The following is an 18473-nucleotide window of genomic DNA, read 5'->3' on the forward strand; positions in this document are numbered from 1 at the left end:
TATCCAAAAACTAAAAAAATCCTAAAAGCATGAAAAACCGCGTAAAAAAATTAACGAGCATGCTTCATTGTTAATAAAATATAATTTTTAGTAAACTATTTTACAAATTCCGCTTCAAAAAGGATTGCAAAATGCTTCAGCAACTTTGTTTTAACTTCTGCTTCGTCTACTGTTTTTTTGCCTAACTCCACATGAAGTGAGGTTACCGCTTTACCGCGAATACCACAGGGAATAATATTGTCGAAGTATCCCAAATTTGCATTCACGTTTAAGGCAAAACCATGCATGGTTACCCAACGACTGGCGCGAACACCCATCGCACAAATTTTTCTAGCAAATGGTGTCCCCACATCCAACCAAACTCCAGTTTCTCCCGGAGAACGCTCTGCTTTTAAGCCATACTCTTCTAGCGTGAGAATAATCATTTCTTCCGGAAACCGAAGGTATTTATGAATGTCTGTGAAAAAATTATCTAAATCTAGAATGGGATACCCTACAATTTGCCCAGGCCCATGATAGGTAATGTCACCACCTCTATTAATTTTATAAAAGGTCGCCCCTTTTTCAGTGAGTTGTTGTTCGTCTAATAATAAGTTAGAAACATCACCACTCTTGCCTAAGGTATAGACGTGTGGATGCTCTACAAACAAAAAGTAATTCTTGGTTTTTAAACCGGCAGCTTCTCTCCTGTTTTTAATTTTAGTATCTAAAATCCCCTTAAACAATTCTTCCTGATAATCCCAGGTGTCTTTAAAATCTTTAGATCCTAAATCTTGTAATGCAATCTGTTTATTCATAGACCACAAAATTACGATAAATAATAAAGAAAACTAAGGGTTAGTTCTTCGGATTGTTTAAGATCACTAATGCCGCAATAACGCCTGGAACCCAGCCGCAAAGCCACAATAAAAAAGTAATAATAATAGAGCCGCAACCTTTATCTAAAACGGCTAATGGCGGACAAATAATTGAAAGTAATACTCTCCGAGAAACTCATAATTTGATTTTAATTGATTGATGATGTATAAATAGGACGCAATCTGTGGCATTTTGTTACAAAGCATTATCTTTGTGGCTTCAAATTTTTTACAGAAAACGTATTATGTCACAATTATCTGAGCAAGAGCTCGTACGAAGAGAAAAACTCGCGAAACTACGTGAGTTAGGGATTAACCCTTATCCAGCAGATTTATTTCCAGTATCTGAAACCTCTAAGCAGGTCAAACAGGACTTTAAAGAAGGGAAACAGGTGGTTATCGCTGGGCGATTAATGTCTCGACGTATTCAAGGTAATGCCAGTTTTGCTGAATTACAAGATAGCGATGGTAGAATACAGGTCTATTTTAATAGAGATGAAATCTGTACAGGAGAAGATAAAAGCAAATATAACAACATCTATAAAAAGCTTTTAGATATAGGCGATTTTATTGGTATTGAGGGCGAGTTATTTACCACGAAGGTTGGCGAAAAAACAGTGATGGTTAAAGACTTTAAATTATTAAGCAAAGCTTTAAAACCCTTACCATTACCAAAAATAGATGCCGAAGGGAATGCACACGATGCTTTTGTAGATCCGAGAAATGCGCTACAGACAACGTTATGCCGATTTAGCGGTGAATCCACACGTGAAAGACGTATTCGTAAAACGCACCAAATTGTTTAATGCCATGCGTCATTTCTTTAACGACGCGGGTTATTTTGAGGTAGAAACCCCCATTTTACAACCCATACCTGGAGGTGCAGCAGCACGTCCTTTTATTACGCACCATAACAGTTTAGATATGCCGTTATATATGCGTATTGCCAATGAGTTGTATTTAAAACGTTTAATCGTTGGTGGATTTGATGGTGTTTATGAGTTTTCTAAAAACTTTAGAAATGAAGGTATGGACCGTACGCATAATCCGGAATTTACAGCCATGGAAATTTATGTCGCCTATAAAGACTACAATTGGATGATGGATTTTTGTGAGCGTCTTTTAGAATATTGCGCGATTGCCGTAAACGGAACCTCTGAAGCTACTTTTGGCAAGCACAAAATAAACTTTAAAGCGCCATACAAACGTATTACCATGGCAGACTCGATTAAAGAGTTTACCGGTTTTGATATTAATGGAAAAACAGAAGAAGAGATTCGTATGGCAGCGAAAGGCATGGGTATCGCTGTGGATAATACTATGGGGAAAGGCAAATTAATTGATGAAATCTTTGGCGAAAAATGCGAAGGTAATTACATCCAACCTACTTTTATTACAGATTACCCGAAAGAGATGAGTCCATTATGCAAAGAACATCGCGAGAACCCTGAATTAACGGAGCGTTTTGAATTGATGGTTTGCGGAAAAGAGATCGCAAACGCCTATTCAGAATTGAATGACCCCATAGACCAACGCGAACGTTTTGAGCACCAGTTAAAATTAGCTCAAAAAGGCGATGACGAAGCGACTGAATTTATAGATTACGATTTTTTACGTGCTTTAGAATATGGCATGCCTCCAACCTCCGGCATGGGGATTGGCATGGATCGCTTAATCATGTTTTTAACGAATAATCAATCCATTCAAGAAGTATTGTTCTTCCCGCAAATGCGCCCGAGAGAAAAAAGCAATACCTATGAACGAGGATGAAAAAGCAGTCTTTGACATTTTAAAGAAACAGACCCCTATTGACTTAAACGATTTAAAAACCCAATCTGGTTTAAGTAATAAAAAATGGGATAAAACCATAAAGGGTTTAACAAAACTTAATGTGGCTAAGGTGAGTAAAACCGATGACGGTTTGTTTGTGGAACTTGTTAAGTAGACCTCATGCGGAACGTTTTTCTGCAAGACATAGTATTAAAAAGGAATTACAGAAATGTAGTTCCTTTTTTTATTAGATGCCAATTACTAAACCGCTACTTAAAAAACAAATGGTACAGAAAGTGGCACCATCAAAAAGGATCTAAAAACTAGACCTTCATTATAAATGTAGTATACCAATAGGAACTAAAGAAAGACTAAGAGGGTAAATTTAAGAATGTAGCTGCCAAAAATTTATAATAGCTATTTTTTTTAGCAATATTTCTACCTTGTTCTCTTGAGACCCGGATTTTAGTTAATGTTCTAGACACACTTATAATCCCACAAACAGTTATGGATAGTATAGAAATACTTATGATATAGATTAACATGCGTAGGTTGTTAGATGATAAAAATAAAACAAACTTCTGAATTATACCGCATTAGACTAAAAAAACGTGAGAAAACTCGTCCAAATATTGGATTTATAGGTTAAAACACACCTCAAGGAATTGGTCTCAAATATAAAAATCAGTCCTCTATTTTCTATTTCGTAAAACTTAAGAGCCAACCTTAACCCGTTCTTTTTAAACGAAACAAATGGCTATAATCCCAATACGGAAGCCCCTTGTTCAAACACTACATCTACAGGTATATTAGCTTCACTTAAACGCTCTAAATCTTTTTGAAGGACATTAGCAATACCACCGTAATTCACAACAAATTTAGCAACACCCTCATAATCACCATCCCCTTGATAGGTTAAAATCACTTGTGACAGCATTTCCATAGCGCTTTGCATTTTTTCAAAATTAACAATATAGGTACCATCGTTATTTCCGGTAAATGCACCCATTTGATTAAAGAAATTAAAACGAATCATATTCGCCTTACCGTGTGCACTCGAGGCTCCAAAGCGTACCGATCTAAAAATACCTGCCATAAACGTGACCATATTATCTTTCAAATCATTGGTTAATTCGCCTTTTTCATGGAGTTGCTCCACCATATACAAGCCTAAAATATCGGCCTTACCTTCTTCTAAAGCACTGGCGTATTCTTTAAGCGCCGTTCTTACGGTTCCTTTCCCGTTAATTGTATTCTTTATGCCTAAACCGTGTGCTACTTCATGAAACATCGTGTTTTCAAAAAAAGCATCAAAAGTAATGTGTTGCCTTTGACTTTCATCTATTAAAATCTGAGAAATAGGCATTAGGATTTTATCAAATTTAGCCTGCATCGCATTTTTTAGCTGCAAGCGTCTCGGTTCCTTTTTTAAGCTGAACTTCCTCGTCATTTGGTAAGTTTATAGCAATGGTTTTACTTCCCGCATTACAATCGCCCGCATAAAACACTACATCGTAAGCATTTAAATCACTATCTGTTCCGGGTGTTTCTTTTTTGTATTTTGCATCAACAGGCAATCCTTGTTGAAGCTCCGGTAAAAAGCTGCTAAATTTTTCTAGTTTTTTACTCCATGCCTGGTCTTTAATTAACACATAGCCTTCATGCGCCGCTTTGTTTCCAAACAATTGATCTTCGTAGGTTTCTATTGGGCCTATAACGATATCTAAGGTGTTTGTTTTCATATCCATCCAAGCCAAATCACTTTTCTCGGTAGTCATCATTTAATAAAGCCGCCGCCCGAAGTTCTAAATAGGTTTTCAACCCTTTGTCTTCAGCAAGTTCAGCCGCTTTTAAAAGTAAATCGGACACCTGTTTAACTTCTACTTCAAATTTTTTGTAATAGGGAATAGTGAATAATTTGCCCGCACCATCGCGTCTTACAAAATTGTAAATACTGGATTTATTATCTAAAGTAGCACTGCCAAACTCCTCTTTAGACATGTCTTTAGGATAAAAATTAGCGCCTTTGGGCTTTTCACCTACACCATCAATAAAAGGTTTGTTATTGTTTAATCTGTCCCAAGGGCCATAGTTTATTTTTACATAGGTCTTGGTTGTTTCATCAGAAATACTATTGAGTAAAGCATCACAATCCCCATAGGCTTCATACCAAAACAAATCATTCATTTTATTTGCCGCTTCCATTAGAATCGGCAGCATTTCTTTTTCTTTATCGCTTAACGCACTTAAATCACTGGTTAGTTTCACACTAACATATTTATCTAAATTGGACTGCATTTCTGATTTTGGTGTTTCGGTGGTCGTGGTTTCTGTTTCTTGGACGTCTTCTTTACAGGAAAATATACAAACGAATACTAACAGATATATGGTGTTTTTCATGTTCTAAAAATTAATTGCTGGTTTGTGGTAAAGTTAGGGATTTTGTATTAATAAATTACAAATTGTGATAATCAACCTATTAGCACCCCTATAAAACATGTCATTAAGATTAAAAATTCTGTGGTTTCGGTCTTAAGTACCGCCAAAACAACGCAATCAAAAAATCATTACAAGAAACAACCGGAAGGTTCTGTTTTACTATGATAAGTGTAAGAGAAAACCGATACAAGAGAGGTGTATCGTACTATAACATGAACAGCAAATTTTCAAGTTTTGCTAATGGTTATGTGATAACATTAGAGACTCCAAACATCAAGACACCTTAGGTCTTAATTTATATTAAAGAATGGATATGACTTTCATCTAAATTCATTTAAATAAAACCACATCCATTAAATGTTCTTGAAAAACCACTAGCCACAAAGCCAGCATTGGCCCACCTTTAAGATGGCACCACTTCGCCGTACAAATCAAAATCGGCAGCCTCTGTAATTTTTACCGTAGTAAATTCTCCAGTTTTTAAATAGGTATTAGAGGCTTCAATTAAGACTTCATTATCCACATCCGGCGAGTCAAATTCTGTACGACCCACAAAATAATCACCTTCTTTTCTGTCTATCACCACTTTATATTCTTGTCCGATTTTGTGCTGGTTTAATTCCCATGAAATTTGCGACTGTATTTCCATAATCTCATTAGCACGCTGTTGCTTTACCTCTTCTCGGAACATCATCAACTAGATTAAATGCATGTGTGTTTTCCTCATGAGAATAGGTAAAACATCCCAAGCGTTCAAAACGCATCTCACGAACCCATTCTTTTAACTCCTGATAGTGTTCTTCAGTTTCTCCTGGATAACCAACAATTAACGTCGTACGAATGGTCATGTGCGGGACCTCTTTTCTAAACGCCTTAAGTAATTTAGTTGTTTTTTCTTTTGTTGTACCGCGGCGCATGCTTTTAAGAATATCGTCACTAATATGCTGTAAAGGGATATCTAAATAATTACACACTTTTGGTTCACGATTCATCACCTCTAAGACATCCATTGGAAAACCTGTTGGGAAGGCGTAATGCAAACGAATCCACTCGATACCATCCACTTTGACTAAGTTTTCTAGTAACTCGGCTAAATTCCTTTTCTTATATAAATCTAATCCGTAATAGGTTAAATCTTGAGCTATTAAGACCAATTCTTTCACCCCATTAGCTGCTAATTTTTCCGCTTCAATTACAAGATCTTCAATAGGCGTACTTTTATGTTTTCCACGCATCAATGGAATGGCGCAGAAACTACAAGGCCTGTCACAACCTTCAGCAATTTTTAAATAAGCATAGTTTTTAGGCGTGGTCGTTAAACGTTCGCCAATTAATTCATGCTTATAATCTGCCCCTAACGCCTTTAAAAGGCTAGGCAATTCTGTTGTTCCAAAATACTGATCGACATTTGGAATTTCCTTTTGTAAATCTGGTTTATAGCGCTCCGAAAGACAACCCGTTACAAAAACCTTATCTACCTCACCATCTTCCTTCTTCTGCATGTATTCCGAGAATCGTATTCACACTTTCCTCTTTGGCATTATTAATAAAGCCACAGGTGTTAATCACCACAATATTGCCCTCTTCTTCATGCACAACGTCTTTCCCACTGGCTTTTAGTTGTCCCATTAGCACTTCGCTGTCGTAAACATTCTTACTACAACCTAATGTTATCACGTTGATCTTGTTCTTTTTAAGTGACTTTGTACGCATATCTCAATTTTGGATTGCAAAGATACATAATCCTTTATGATTATCGTTTAATCAATTTAGTTTAAACCTTTTACTATTTTAGTAGTCCAAGTTTAAAAAACAGCCCCTATGAAAACAGTAGTACACCGCCTTTTTCTATGTCTTTTTGTTATTGGTTTAAGTTGTTCCTCCGATGAGGGTATTGTTCGAAATGCGACAAATGTAGAAGGTAGCTCTGTTTACTTCCCCCCATTAAACAGTGAGATTTGGGAAACGACTGCGCCGGAAACTTTGGGATGGAACACAAACCATTTAACGCCGCTTTTAACTTTTTTAGAGCAACAAAACACGAAGAGTTTTATAATATTACATAATGGCCGTATAGTCGTGGAGCACTATTTTAATAATCATAGCGCTACAGCCAACTGGTATTGGGCAAGCGCTGGAAAAACCTTAACCACAACCCTTTACGGTATTGCTCAAGATGAAGGACTAATAAACATAGACCATAAAGTGTCTACCTATATTGGTGATGGTTGGACAAGCGCACCGCCGAGAAAAGAAGCTTTAATTTTATGTAAAAATCTGTTGTCCATGAATTCAGGTCCGGATGATACATTAGGAGATTCGGTAGCTCCGAGAAAATCTGCAATATCTTGCAGATGCTGGAACACGCTGGGCGTACCACAATGCTTATGTTAAAATGCAAGACGTTATTTCACAAGCAAGCCATACCACTTGGACTAATTATTTCAATACCAAACTTAGAGATAGAATTGGCATGAATGGCTCGTGGATATTTTTAGGTGACTTAAATGTATATTGGAGTAACACAAGAAGCATGGCGCGTTTTGGTTTGATGCTTTCTGCCAAAGGACAATGGGAAAACACACCAATTGTTTCTGAAGGCTTTATTGCAGATGCCACGACGGCCTCTCAAGATGATAATGAAGCGTATGGTTATATGTGGTGGTTGAACGGAAAATCTACGTACCGGCTCCCACAGACGCAACTCAGTTTTTTAGGGGAATTGATACCCAATGCCCCTGAAGATATGTTTTGCGCTTTAGGCAAGAATGATCAGAAAATTTATGTTGTACCCAGTCACAATCTTGTGATTGTTAGAATGGGAGACGCGGCAGATAATGCAACCTTTGGACTATCCTCTTTTGATAACGTTTTATGGGAGAAAATTAATATGGTTCTTAATTAACTTCTTATATCCTTATAATAATCGAAAGTAGTAGTCGTTAATAACATTTTTTTTCTTCTATGCATGACAAAGTTTCAATCTAAAACGCTGCCATTCATTAACATGATTTTTTTAAGGTATGAAAAAGTAGCCTCACCGGAAATACTAACTTATTTCCTATTTTAATTACCTCAAAAGCTCGAAAATAGTGATAGAATCACGTATAATTATTAATTTATGATTGAACATAAAAACCAATATATTATGAAAATAAAATATTTAATAGTACCCGCTTTGATATTATCCATGATTACAACCTCATGTGGTGAAGATAAAAAAAACAAAACAGATGATAACATGACCACCATGGAAGTAGAAGATGAAGATGTAGAATACGATTACGAAACAACCATGCCTGTTACAGATACAACAGCATTGAGTTATAATGACACCAACGAAGATTTCAAAACAGATTTAAAGAACAATGATTTAAACAGCGACGTATCTGTTAGTGTTTTAGATGTCGCTGGAAGTAGTAAGGATTTTTCCACAATTGTTGCTGCTGCAAAAGCTGCTGGATTAGAAACACTACTTAATGCAGATGACGCCTTTACAGTCTTTGCGCCTACAAACGCAGCCTTTGACAAACTACCTGAGGGCACAGTGGCAGACTTATTAAAGGCTGAAAATAAGTCGAAATTAGATAAAATATTAAGATACCATGTCTTCATGGGAAATTTAAAAGCAGATAAGCTAGTAGAAAATATTAAGAAGAACAATAATAATTTTATTATCACCTCTGCCATGGGGCAAAATTTCGTTGCAGCGTTGGAAGGGAAAAACGTGATTCTTACCGATATTAATGGCAACAAGTCTAGAGTCATCAAAGCAGACACCAATGCCAAAAATGGTGTTGTACATGCTATTAATCGTGTGATGATGCCAAACTTACCATAGAAAAAAGTACAATGTGAAATAAAAAAGCACTTTAACCGCTCAGGGTTAAAGTGCTTTTTTATGTCTTTTTTATAATTACTTGTTATTCGCGTGCTTTAAAAGGAATGACTGTCCCCTTCTCTAAATAGTTTTTTAAGGCATTAAGTAAAAGTGCCCAACAGAAAGAGGTGTGTTTAAAATGATGGTTAGCGTCTTTCCATCCTGTATGTGAAAAAGCGACAAGTGTCCCCTTTTCAATAGTGGTGAGTTGAAACCCAAAGGTCGTGGGATTCCAATCGTCATCTGCTTTGGTTATTTTTAAATAAAAGGCTTCATTTTGTTCCACTTCTAACACTTTGGCGTACCAATCATACTGCTCTGTAAAATTAAGATTGTACTCTGCTTCCAGTTTTGGTTCTCGAGACGCTGTTAATGTCCACCAATTATTTAAATGTTCCGGTTGTGTGAACGCATTGAAGATGGCTTCTTTCGAAGCTCTAATGACGAGATTGTGGTAAATGTTATGAGCCATAAGGATTAAAGCGTTGAATAAATTGACATACATAACCACAAAACGGAAATATAAAATCAATAGATTAAATATAGTGATAATTATATAATCACTGAAATTTTGGTTCTTAGATGCTTGCCAACAGAAAATTGTGGCTTTTAAAGAATAAATAAAACGCTTCGGAATTAGAGCGCTATAAAGACATAAGTTATTCTCCTAAAAAACGAAGTAGATCACAGAAGCTTTAGAGATAACGCACTATGTTTTTTTCTAGTTCGGGCATATGTATAACTATGGCGTGCATAACTAATAATGCAATAAAAAGGCAGCCCTAACAAACCTGGTAAAAGGTGTTATTTAAAAAAAGAATCTACGAACTCATATTTATTAAAGACTTGTAAATCTTCAATCCCTTCGCCTACACCAATATATTTCACTGGAATTTGAAACTGATCACTAATCCCAATAACTACGCCTCCTTTTGCGGTGCCATCGAGTTTTGTAACGGCCAAAGACGTCACTTCAGTAGCGGCTGTAAACTGCTTAGCTTGCTCAAAGGCATTTTGTCCAGTAGAACCATCTAAAACCAATAACACATCGTGTGGTGCTTCGCCTATCACTTTTTGCATCACCCGTTTTACTTTGGTTAATTCATTCATTAAATTCACCTTATTGTGTAAACGGCCTGCGGTATCAATAATAATCACATCGGCTTGCTGGGTAACTCCTGATTGTAATGCATCAAATGCCACACTCGCAGGATCACTCCCCATATCTTGACGCACCATAGGCACCTCAACCCTGTCTGCCCAAACCTGTAATTGATCTATTGCTGCTGCCCGAAACGTATCTGCTGCTCCTAACACCACGTTTAAGCCTTTCTTTTTAAATTGATACGCTAACTTACCAATGGTTGTTGTTTTACCAACCCCATTAACACCAACAACCATTAAAACATAAGGTGTTTTTGTTCCATCTGCTTGTTTTGGCAATACTGGGATAGTGTATTCTACAGCGTCACCTGAGTTGGTTTCGCTTAGTAGTCCAGCAATTTCTTCACGCAAAATTTGGTTGAGCTCTTCCGTTCCTAGATACTTATCTTTTGCGACCCGTTCTTCTATACGTCCAATAATTTTTAAAGTCGTATTTACTCCAACATCACTAGACACCAATACTTCTTCTAGGTTATCTAATACATCATCATCGACTTTAGCTTTTCCAGCAACAGCTTTACTTAATTTACCTAAAAAGCTTGCACTTGTTTTTTCTAAACCTTTGTCTAAGGTTTCCTTTTTTTCTGAAGAGAATATTTTTTTAAAAAAACTCATTTTTTTCTTTTGTTTAGTTGTCACCCGACCCCTTTAGGCGGTTTACGTTTACGGTGGCGTCTCAAATTTTCAGAATTGGAGCTCCTGCCACTTCGTAATTAACTTAAGCATGGGACTTAACATGCAGAAGAGGAGTAGCAATAGTCACGCCTTTTATTTTAAACTGCAACTTTGTCATTGCTTACGTAAAGAAACGCAATATTTTGGAAATATTGAAGCGTTTGTGCTGTCACAAAAAAAAAGCCCACTATAAAAGTAGGAGACATTTATTTACATGATAATACTTTCAAAACATGATGACATTAAAAAAGCTGCATTCTATAGAGAAGGCAGCTTTATTTATTTTACGAAAAAAATTACACTTCACGCGCAATTCATTCCATGACGTATTTTAAAAATCAAAACACGAATTTATAAACTTAATTCTTTTTAAAAAAGTCGTCTACGAATTCTGGTGCCATAATTGATTCAACAAACATGTAAGCCCCAGTTTTTGGAGACTTTACCATTTTTATTGCTTTCGATAATCTCTTTGACGATGTCTGTAAAGATGCTACGGTTTTCTTTGCCATTACTTTTCTTATTTAATTTCTTTATGAACAGTCATTTTCTTCAAGATTGGATTAAATTTCTTTATCTCCATTCTATCTGGCGTGTTCTTTTTATTCTTTGTTGTAATATAACGTGAAGTTCCTGGTTGTCCAGATTCCTTGTGCTCTGTGCACTCTAATATTACTTGTACTCTATTGCCTCTTTTTGCCATTATCTTATTCTTTAAATGCCGTGGCTATTATTTTAAAAATCCTTTAGATCTTGCATCTTTTAACGCAGCAACGATACCAATTTTATTGATTGTCTTCAATGCTGATGTAGATACTTTTAAAGTTACCCACTTGTCTTCTTCAGCAATAAAGAAACGTTTCTTGATTAAGTTTACGTTAAATCTACGCTTAGTTCTATTCATTGCGTGAGACACGTTGTTTCCAACCATTGCCTTCTTTCCTGTAAGTTCACAAACTCTTGACATTATATATAACTTTAAATGTGTTATTAAAATTCGAGGTGCAAATATATGAAATGTTTTAGTATTGACAATCTGTTTTTTATCAATTTTTAAAAATTTCTTTTTGAAGGAGTTCTAAAGCCTTATTTACGGCTTTATTTACCACGCGTGTTCTGTTATTTCCAAGTGCAAATTTTTCTGAAAAAACCTTGTCTTTTATGGCTATAGCAATGTATACGGTACCAATTTCTGCTTCCGAATCGCCTTTTGTAGGTCCTGCATTACCCGTCGTGGCTATCGCATAATCACTCTTAAATAATTGCAAACATTTTTGCGCCATGGCTTCTGCTACCTGAGCACTTACCACCGAATGTTCTTTTATTATGGCTTTTGAGACACCCAAAACGTCTATTTTAGATTGTGTGGCATAGGTGATTACCCCGCCGTTAAAAAAGGCGGACGCTCCTGAATGTTCGGTAAAAGTTTCTGCCAATTTTCCGCCAGTACAACTTTCGGCAACCGCTAATGTTTTGTTGGCCTTTACTAATTGTCTTCCTATTAAAACGGCTAAATCGCCCTCCTCTTCAAAACCTACAAAGATGTCTTCAAGTAATGGTAATACCGCCTGGATTTGCTTTTCAACTTCAACCGTAATCGCTTGCTCATCAAACCCTCTTGCAGACAGCCTTAATCTCACTTTTCCTAAGCTTGGTAAATAGGCCAACTTTATAAAGTCCGGCAATTCATTTTCCCATGTTTCAATGGTTGCGGCTATGGTACTTTCTCCCCTACCATAGGTGAGGAGTGTTTTATGTAATATATAAGGGCGTTTAAATTTTAGTTTTAACCTAGGAAGCACTTCCTGCTCCATTAACGCTTTCATTTCAAAAGGGACCCCTGGCATAGAAATAAACACCTTTTGCCCTTTCTCTAACCACATGCCTGGCGCACTACCTACCATATTCATTAACACTTTTGCTCTTGAAGGTATCAATGCTTGATCTAAGTTAACTTGTTGCAAGGGGACTTTAACAAAATCGCGCCACAACCGTTCAATATTTTCTGTTACAGCAGTATTTCTTACTAAGGTATCATTAAAATATTCGGCCACCGTGTGCTTCGTGATATCATCTTTTGTTGGCCCTAACCCACCAGTAATAATAATAATATCGGCATTGGCTTCAGCTTCAGCTAAAGCTTTAAGTATATGCTGCTTGTCATCTTGTATGGACGTGATTTGATAGACAGAAACACCTATGGTGTTGAGCGCTTTCCCTATATATGCTGAATTGGTATCTACTATTTGTCCGATGAGAATTTCATCGCCAATGGTAATAATTTCGGCTTGCATGGTGGTTTATAAATTGAAATCCGATCGAATTTCTGTGGCTGCTTTGTCGATAGCTTCTAAGACCTCCGTTAACTGTCCGGTAACGTCTTCACTGGCCTTCTCATGTTTTCCCCAATCTTGAACTTCTATGAGTTTATCTAAAACACCCAATTCAAAGACATCTACTGTGGGCTTCATTTTATGCGCCGTTTGGTACGTTTGTAAGAAATCTTTAGACGTCACTGCTTCTTTTAAAACAATAGCATCTGCTGGGACTTCTTCTAAAAAAGTTTCTGCTAGCGCCATGATGAACTCTTCGTCATTATCTGCTAACTCTCTCAATCTATGTAGTTTGTAGTTTACTTCCATTTATTTTACTGTAATAGAAAATAGTTCTTGATCTTCTATGTATCCTTTAAGTTTATCATTTGCAACAACCTTACCAACTCCTGCAGGCGTTCCAGTAAAGATAACATCTCCTATCTTTAAAGTAAAATATTTTGACACATATTCTATGATTTCATCAATTTTCCATAACATATGACTTGTATTTCCCTCTTGCACAACAACCTCATTCTTCTTTAACGAAAAACGGATGGCATCAACAGATTCAAAATTACTTTTTGGCAACCACTGGCCTATGACTGCAGCTCCATCAAAGGCTTTTGCTTTTTCCCAAGGCAATCCTTTTGCTTTTAATTGCGCTTGTAAATCGCGGGCCGTAAAATCGATCCCGAGTCCTATGTCGTCATAATATTTATGCGCAAATTTTTTATCAATATACTTACCTACCCTATTAATTTTCACCAAAACCTCTACTTCGTGATGCACGTCATTTGAAAATTCCGGTATAAAAAAGGGCTGTTTTTTTAAAAGGATCGCCGTGTCCGGCTTTAAAAACACCACAGGATCTGTAGGTTTTTCGTTTTCTAGTTCTTTAATGTGTGCTGTGTAATTTCTTCCTATGCAGATTAGTTTCATTTTTTAAGACTATAGAGTATAGACCACTTAGCTGTTAGATGACAGACTGCTTACTCTTGTGGTTTGTTGTTGTTGTTGTTGTTGTTGTTCAATTTTCTCGCTAATACGCTACCGCAAAGTTTACTCTTACTTATTTAGACTGATATCTTAAGTAAGATAAAACTTCTATAAAAACGACTGCGTATTTCTATGTTTTATTGTCTATTTAAATCTTATTATTAAACGCGCGCAATTTTATCGCCGTCAGCACTTTTTTTGTGTACAGCGGGAAGTCGGCATTTAAAAGCCATCCAAAATATCCTGGTTCTTTATCTAAGACTTCGGTTACTTTTTTGCCTTTGTGTTTACCAAACGCAAAACATTCTTCGCCTTCTTTATTAAACATTAAAAACCCTGCAAAATCGGCAAACTTTTTACGTGAACTAAATTCTGCCAAAAATTTAGTATCGTTTTCCAGTTCGTCATAACGCTCCAATTGTGCTTTAAGCACTTCGTAGGTTGCTAGCGTGTCTGCTTCTGCACTATGCGCATTTTCCGGACCCTTATCGCAGTAAAATTTATAGGCGGCACTTAAGGTGCGCTGTTCCATTTTATGAAATATGGTTTGCACATCGATAGCCACCCGCCCTTTCATATCAAAATCAACCTCTGCTCGTAACATTTCTTCTGCGAGTAGTGGAATATCAAATCGGTTAGAATTAAACCCTGCCAAATCACTGTCTTTAATCATGGCATAAATGTCTTTTGCCAATGCTTTAAAGGTCGGCTCATTAGCCACACGCTCGTCTGTGATGCCATGAATCGCCGATGTTTCTGCTGGAATGGGCATTTCCGGATTTACCAACCAGGTTTTGCTTTCTTTATTTCCATTAGGAAAGACTTTTAATATTGATATTTCTACAACGCGGTCATTTGTAATATTGATTCCTGTCGTTTCAAGATCGAAAAAACAAACGGGTTTGCTAAGATTGAGTTCCATATATTTAGGTGCTATTTATGCAAATATAAAAGTATTCTGGTACTTTTAGTTTGTAAAACCTTTTTTCTCAAAAACACTTCTATAGAGTGCACTTGGTCCAATCAAATAAGCCCTGTTTTGTTTTTTGTCAGTGCGCGCAGCAGGACAGTAAGGTTTGACTGGTTTTTTACAAGGACTATTACTTACGTCTCCCAGTACTTCCAAAAAGCGGCTTTTAAGGCAAGTGTTGATTTGACTTTTTAAAGAAAAAAGACGAACTTAGTTTAATCACAGATTAAAACAACATCCCCTTGACGTTGTAGCTGCTTTGTAGCGCTTTTATCATTACGAAAACCTTGGCTTCAAGAACGCCTGTAGACTAAAAAAAAAAAAAACAGTTTAGTAAGACCATGAAAACAACTCCTGAACATAATGCCCGAATAGCAAAAATGACATTTGCTTCAGTATACCCGCACTACATCTCGAAAGTAGAAAAGAAAGGCAGAACACAAGAAGAATTGCAAGAAGTCATTCAATGGCTTACGGGCTTTGACAAAAACAAAATACAAGAACTCATTATTGAAAAAGCAAGCTTTGAAACCTTCTTTCAAAGAGCGGCATTAAATCCCAATGCTCATCTCATTCATGGCGTTATATGCGGCTATAGAATAGAAGCCATTGAAAATCCCTTGACCAAACACGTGAGGTATTTAGACAAATTAGTTGATGAATTAGCGAAAGGCCGAAAAATGGAAAAAATATTACGGAGCAAATAGTTTAATAAAAGACCACACGATTGCCAGCCATACACCTCACTTATTTTCAATATGAAATAACAAAAAAGCACCGTTTTAAAACGGTGCTTTTACTTTTTTACATTTTAATGGTTTAAAAACGCCCTGAGACAACCCTTGGTGGGCATTAATTAGATCTCTCGATTCATATCCCAAGCCTCTAAATAATCTTTTACGGCTTTTACAAATTGCCCGCCTAACGCCCCATTGACCACACGATGATCGTAAGAGTGTGACAAGAACATTTTGTAACGTATCCCAATAAAATCTCCATCTCGGTGTTTCAATCACTGCAGGTACCTTTCTAATAGCTCCTAAAGCCAAAATACCTACTTGTGGCTGATTAATAATTGGGGTACCCATAATACTGCCAAAGGTCCCTACATTTGTTACCGTATAGGTGCCTCCTTGAATATCGTCTGGTTTTAATTTATTATCTCTAGCACGCGCTGCTAAATCATTAACCTGCTTGGTCATGCCTACCGATTTAATTGGTCTGCATTTTTAATCACTGGAACAATTAAATTACCGCTCGGTAATGCCGCAGCCATTCCTAAATTGATATTTTTCTTCTTTATAATAGTGTCGCCTTGTAATGAAATGTTCATCATCGGAAAATCACGTAAAGCTTTCGCTACCGCTTCCATAAAGATGGGTGTAAACGTTAGATTTTCACCTTCACGCTTCATGAATTCCCCTTTCATTTTCTTTCTCCAGTTCCAAATGTTTGTCACATCGGCTTCTATAAAACTCTGCACGTGAGCACTCGTTTGCACACTTTCTACCATGTGATGCGCAATGAGTTTGCCCATTCTCGGTCATTTCTATAATTTCGTCACCACCGCTAGCAACAACTGGTGCGGCCTCTTTTTTAGGTTCTGATTTTGGTGCCGTTTGTGTTTTTGCAGGATCAATAGCTGTACCCAATCCAGCTGCTTTTGCGGGTTGCGCTCCTCTAGATTTTAAATAGTCCTGCATGTCTGCCTTGGTCACACGCCCTTCTTTTCCTGTTCCAGGAACGCGGTCTAATTCAGCTTGTGCTATACCTTCAGCTTTCGCCATGTTTTTAACTAATGGTGAGTAAAAACGGTCTCCATTAGAACTTATTGGCGCTGCCGCTTCTTTTGCTGCCACCACTGTTTGTGACACCTCAGCAACGGCTGCTGTAGTCTCTTCAACTACGTCCTGCGCTTTTGGTGCTTCTGCAGAGGCACCTGCTTCGCCTTCCGTTTCTATAACAGCAATAACCTGCCCTACTTGTACAACATCATCGGCATTGAATCGTTTTTCAACTAAGATGCCATCCACCTCGCTAGGGACTTCGCTGTCCACCTTGTCTGTTGCAATTTCTAAAACGGCTTCATCAGCTTCAATTGTATCGCCAACTTCTTTTAACCATGAAGTGATTGTTGCCTCAGCAACACTTTCTCCCATTTTCGGTAATTTTAGTTCAAATCTTGCCATATTGATAAAAATAGTCTCTTTTTGTGTTTTGAGAATGCAAAATTAATAAAAAATAGCCTACTCACTTAACTATTCCATATTATTTTGCCTTTATGTTTTTTAATAAAATGATTTTTAAAAGGTTATCACTTCCCCTCTGCTTTTCGCTGAATGACTTCCGAGGATAAAATTAGCGTTTTTTGGCAGTATTTTAAATGTAATGTTTTTATTTTTTTCTGATTCGGAAAAATAAGTGATCATCTCTTTAAAAGGAATCACATTCGCATCAAATATTAATTGCGTTTCCTTTGAAATTGGGGTTTCAAGAGCAACTAGTGATACTGGTTTTTCTAACGTCTCCTTAAGTTTGATATTTTCGATATCGGAAACCACCGCATATTTTGAAAATTTTAATTTGATTTTAATTCTTTTTTTAGGTGACATTTTAGCCAACTGGATACCGAACCATACCAAGGTATCAAACCAAAGATTCCTTTTAAAGTGTTTTTTATAAAAAATTTGCATCGCCCCATAAAAGCGTTTAGCGTAAATTTTGTCTTTTAGCGTGCTCTCTCCTTTAAAATGAATGGTGGTCACCTTGCCAAAATATAAATTATTATAGCCTGCTTTAGATACTTTATAAGACAGATCGATATCCTCACCGTACATAAAATAATCGTCATCAAACCCACCAACCTCATGATACACTTGTTGCTTTAATAGCATAAAGGCTCCAACAAGTATCTCAGACTGACCAATACCAGTCTCTTGTATATGCGCGGCATAATAGTCTTTTGTTTTTCGTAGCATTTTATTGACTGCGACGGTTACTGTAGGAATATTACGTTTACTTTCCGGCAAAAAACCACCGTTACCATCTATTAATCGACAGCCAATAATGCCTACATTATTTTGTGCGTCGGCAAATTTTAAAAGGGTTCTAAACGCATCTTCTGCGACTACCGTATCCGGATTTAATATGCAAAGGTATTCGCCCTTCGCTTCTGCCACGCCAATATTATTCCCTTTTGAAAATCCTAAATTCTCTTTGTTTTCAATCAATTTTACTTTTGGAAACAGCGCTTTTACCATGTCGCAACTCTCATCCTGAGAGTGGTTATCGACTACAATAATCTCGGCATCTAGTAACCGTGTTGCCCCTTCAACACTTTGCAAACACAACTCTAAAAAGTAGCGCACGTTATAACTGAGTATGATGACAGATAGCTTCAAAGGCAC

General features: G+C 36.9%; 19 protein-coding genes and 3 pseudogenes. 5 read left to right on the plus strand and 17 right to left on the minus strand.

The window, feature by feature from the left end; all coding sequences use genetic code 11:
* Positions 1-95: 95 nt before the first annotated feature.
* On the minus strand, positions 96-797 hold the full coding sequence (gene lipB / locus N7U66_RS08320) for a lipoyl(octanoyl) transferase LipB (RefSeq protein WP_267678065.1): 702 nt from the start codon (positions 795-797) through the stop codon (positions 96-98).
* 40 nt (positions 798-837) lie between these two features.
* The gene (locus tag N7U66_RS08325) at positions 838-969 is read right to left on the minus strand and encodes a YqaE/Pmp3 family membrane protein (RefSeq protein WP_267678498.1); all 132 of its coding nucleotides are present in this window, start codon (positions 967-969) and stop codon (positions 838-840) included.
* A 133-nt stretch (positions 970-1102) separates the two neighbouring features.
* Between N7U66_RS08325 and lysS the strand changes: the two are divergent.
* A pseudogene (gene lysS / locus N7U66_RS08330) lies at positions 1103-2802 on the plus strand (lysine--tRNA ligase).
* Between the two features lie 582 nt (positions 2803-3384).
* Here the strand turns inward: lysS and N7U66_RS08335 are convergent.
* From N7U66_RS08335 to rimO, 4 genes and pseudogenes are all read right to left on the minus strand, one after another.
* Positions 3385-4020 carry a hypothetical protein gene (locus N7U66_RS08335; protein ID WP_267678066.1) on the minus strand — a complete coding sequence of 212 codons (636 nt, stop codon included), beginning with the start codon at positions 4018-4020 and terminating at the stop codon, positions 3385-3387.
* A complete protein-coding gene (locus N7U66_RS08340; RefSeq protein WP_267678067.1) occupies positions 4010-4408 on the minus strand; it encodes a dipeptidyl-peptidase 3 family protein in 399 nt (132 codons plus the stop codon). Before N7U66_RS08340 ends, N7U66_RS08335 begins: the two co-directional genes overlap by 11 nt.
* A complete protein-coding gene (locus N7U66_RS08345; protein WP_267678068.1) occupies positions 4386-5027 on the minus strand; it encodes a hypothetical protein in 642 nt (213 codons plus the stop codon). The genes N7U66_RS08340 and N7U66_RS08345 overlap by 23 nt, the downstream gene beginning before the upstream one ends.
* A 442-nt stretch (positions 5028-5469) precedes the next feature.
* Positions 5470-6779: pseudogene (gene rimO, locus N7U66_RS08350) on the minus strand (30S ribosomal protein S12 methylthiotransferase RimO).
* 108 nt (positions 6780-6887) lie between these two features.
* On the opposite strand from rimO, the gene N7U66_RS21575 reads away from it, so the two are divergent.
* The 3 genes from N7U66_RS21575 to N7U66_RS08360 all read left to right on the plus strand — a co-directional run bounded on the left by N7U66_RS21575 (position 6888) and on the right by N7U66_RS08360 (position 8907).
* Positions 6888-7460 carry a serine hydrolase gene (locus N7U66_RS21575; protein WP_313791469.1) on the plus strand — a complete coding sequence of 191 codons (573 nt, stop codon included), beginning with the start codon at positions 6888-6890 and terminating at the stop codon, positions 7458-7460.
* Position 7461: 1 nt separating this feature from the next.
* Entirely contained in the window at positions 7462-7971 is a 510-nt protein-coding gene (locus N7U66_RS21580) for a serine hydrolase domain-containing protein (protein WP_313791470.1), read from the plus strand.
* Positions 7972-8214: 243 nt separating this feature from the next.
* Positions 8215-8907: a fasciclin domain-containing protein gene (locus tag N7U66_RS08360; RefSeq protein WP_267678069.1), complete on the plus strand. Its 693-nt coding sequence runs from the start codon at positions 8215-8217 to the stop codon at positions 8905-8907.
* An 82-nt stretch (positions 8908-8989) separates the two neighbouring features.
* Here N7U66_RS08360 and N7U66_RS08365 read toward each other — a convergent pair whose 3' ends face one another.
* The 9 genes from N7U66_RS08365 to N7U66_RS08405 all read right to left on the minus strand — a co-directional run bounded on the left by N7U66_RS08365 (position 8990) and on the right by N7U66_RS08405 (position 15018).
* On the minus strand, positions 8990-9418 hold the full coding sequence (locus tag N7U66_RS08365) for an SRPBCC family protein (protein ID WP_267678070.1): 429 nt from the start codon (positions 9416-9418) through the stop codon (positions 8990-8992).
* Positions 9419-9750: 332 nt separating this feature from the next.
* Complete coding sequence (gene ftsY, locus N7U66_RS08370) at positions 9751-10725, minus strand: signal recognition particle-docking protein FtsY (protein ID WP_267678071.1); 975 nt, start codon at positions 10723-10725, stop codon at positions 9751-9753.
* Between the two features lie 419 nt (positions 10726-11144).
* Positions 11145-11297 (minus strand): DUF4295 domain-containing protein, encoded by a 153-nt coding sequence (locus N7U66_RS08375; protein WP_267678072.1) that lies wholly within the window; start codon positions 11295-11297, stop codon positions 11145-11147.
* Between the two features lie 8 nt (positions 11298-11305).
* The gene (gene rpmG / locus N7U66_RS08380; protein ID WP_055435478.1) at positions 11306-11488 is read right to left on the minus strand and encodes a 50S ribosomal protein L33; all 183 of its coding nucleotides are present in this window, start codon (positions 11486-11488) and stop codon (positions 11306-11308) included.
* Between the two features lie 27 nt (positions 11489-11515).
* Entirely contained in the window at positions 11516-11752 is a 237-nt protein-coding gene (gene rpmB / locus N7U66_RS08385; protein WP_044399395.1) for a 50S ribosomal protein L28, read from the minus strand.
* A 79-nt stretch (positions 11753-11831) separates the two neighbouring features.
* The gene (locus N7U66_RS08390) at positions 11832-13079 is read right to left on the minus strand and encodes a CinA family nicotinamide mononucleotide deamidase-related protein (protein ID WP_267678073.1); all 1248 of its coding nucleotides are present in this window, start codon (positions 13077-13079) and stop codon (positions 11832-11834) included.
* A gap of 6 nt (positions 13080-13085) precedes the next feature.
* Complete coding sequence (locus N7U66_RS08395; RefSeq protein ID WP_267678074.1) at positions 13086-13427, minus strand: Hpt domain-containing protein; 342 nt, start codon at positions 13425-13427, stop codon at positions 13086-13088.
* Entirely contained in the window at positions 13428-14039 is a 612-nt protein-coding gene (locus tag N7U66_RS08400) for a fumarylacetoacetate hydrolase family protein (protein WP_267678075.1), read from the minus strand. It lies immediately after the preceding gene.
* A gap of 205 nt (positions 14040-14244) precedes the next feature.
* Positions 14245-15018 (minus strand): 3'-5' exonuclease, encoded by a 774-nt coding sequence (locus N7U66_RS08405; RefSeq protein WP_267678076.1) that lies wholly within the window; start codon positions 15016-15018, stop codon positions 14245-14247.
* Between the two features lie 389 nt (positions 15019-15407).
* On the opposite strand from N7U66_RS08405, the gene N7U66_RS08410 reads away from it, so the two are divergent.
* Complete coding sequence (locus N7U66_RS08410) at positions 15408-15773, plus strand: DUF2200 domain-containing protein (protein WP_267678077.1); 366 nt, start codon at positions 15408-15410, stop codon at positions 15771-15773.
* Positions 15774-15922: 149 nt separating this feature from the next.
* Here the strand turns inward: N7U66_RS08410 and N7U66_RS22515 are convergent.
* A pseudogene (locus N7U66_RS22515) lies at positions 15923-17255 on the minus strand (dihydrolipoamide acetyltransferase family protein).
* Between the two features lie 114 nt (positions 17256-17369).
* On the minus strand, positions 17370-18467 hold the full coding sequence (locus N7U66_RS08430; protein WP_267678082.1) for a glycosyltransferase family 2 protein: 1098 nt from the start codon (positions 18465-18467) through the stop codon (positions 17370-17372).
* Positions 18468-18473: the final 6 nt, after the last annotated feature.

The organism is Lacinutrix neustonica, from assembly GCF_026625145.1.
In the GTDB taxonomy this organism is placed as follows: domain Bacteria; phylum Bacteroidota; class Bacteroidia; order Flavobacteriales; family Flavobacteriaceae; genus Lacinutrix; species Lacinutrix neustonica.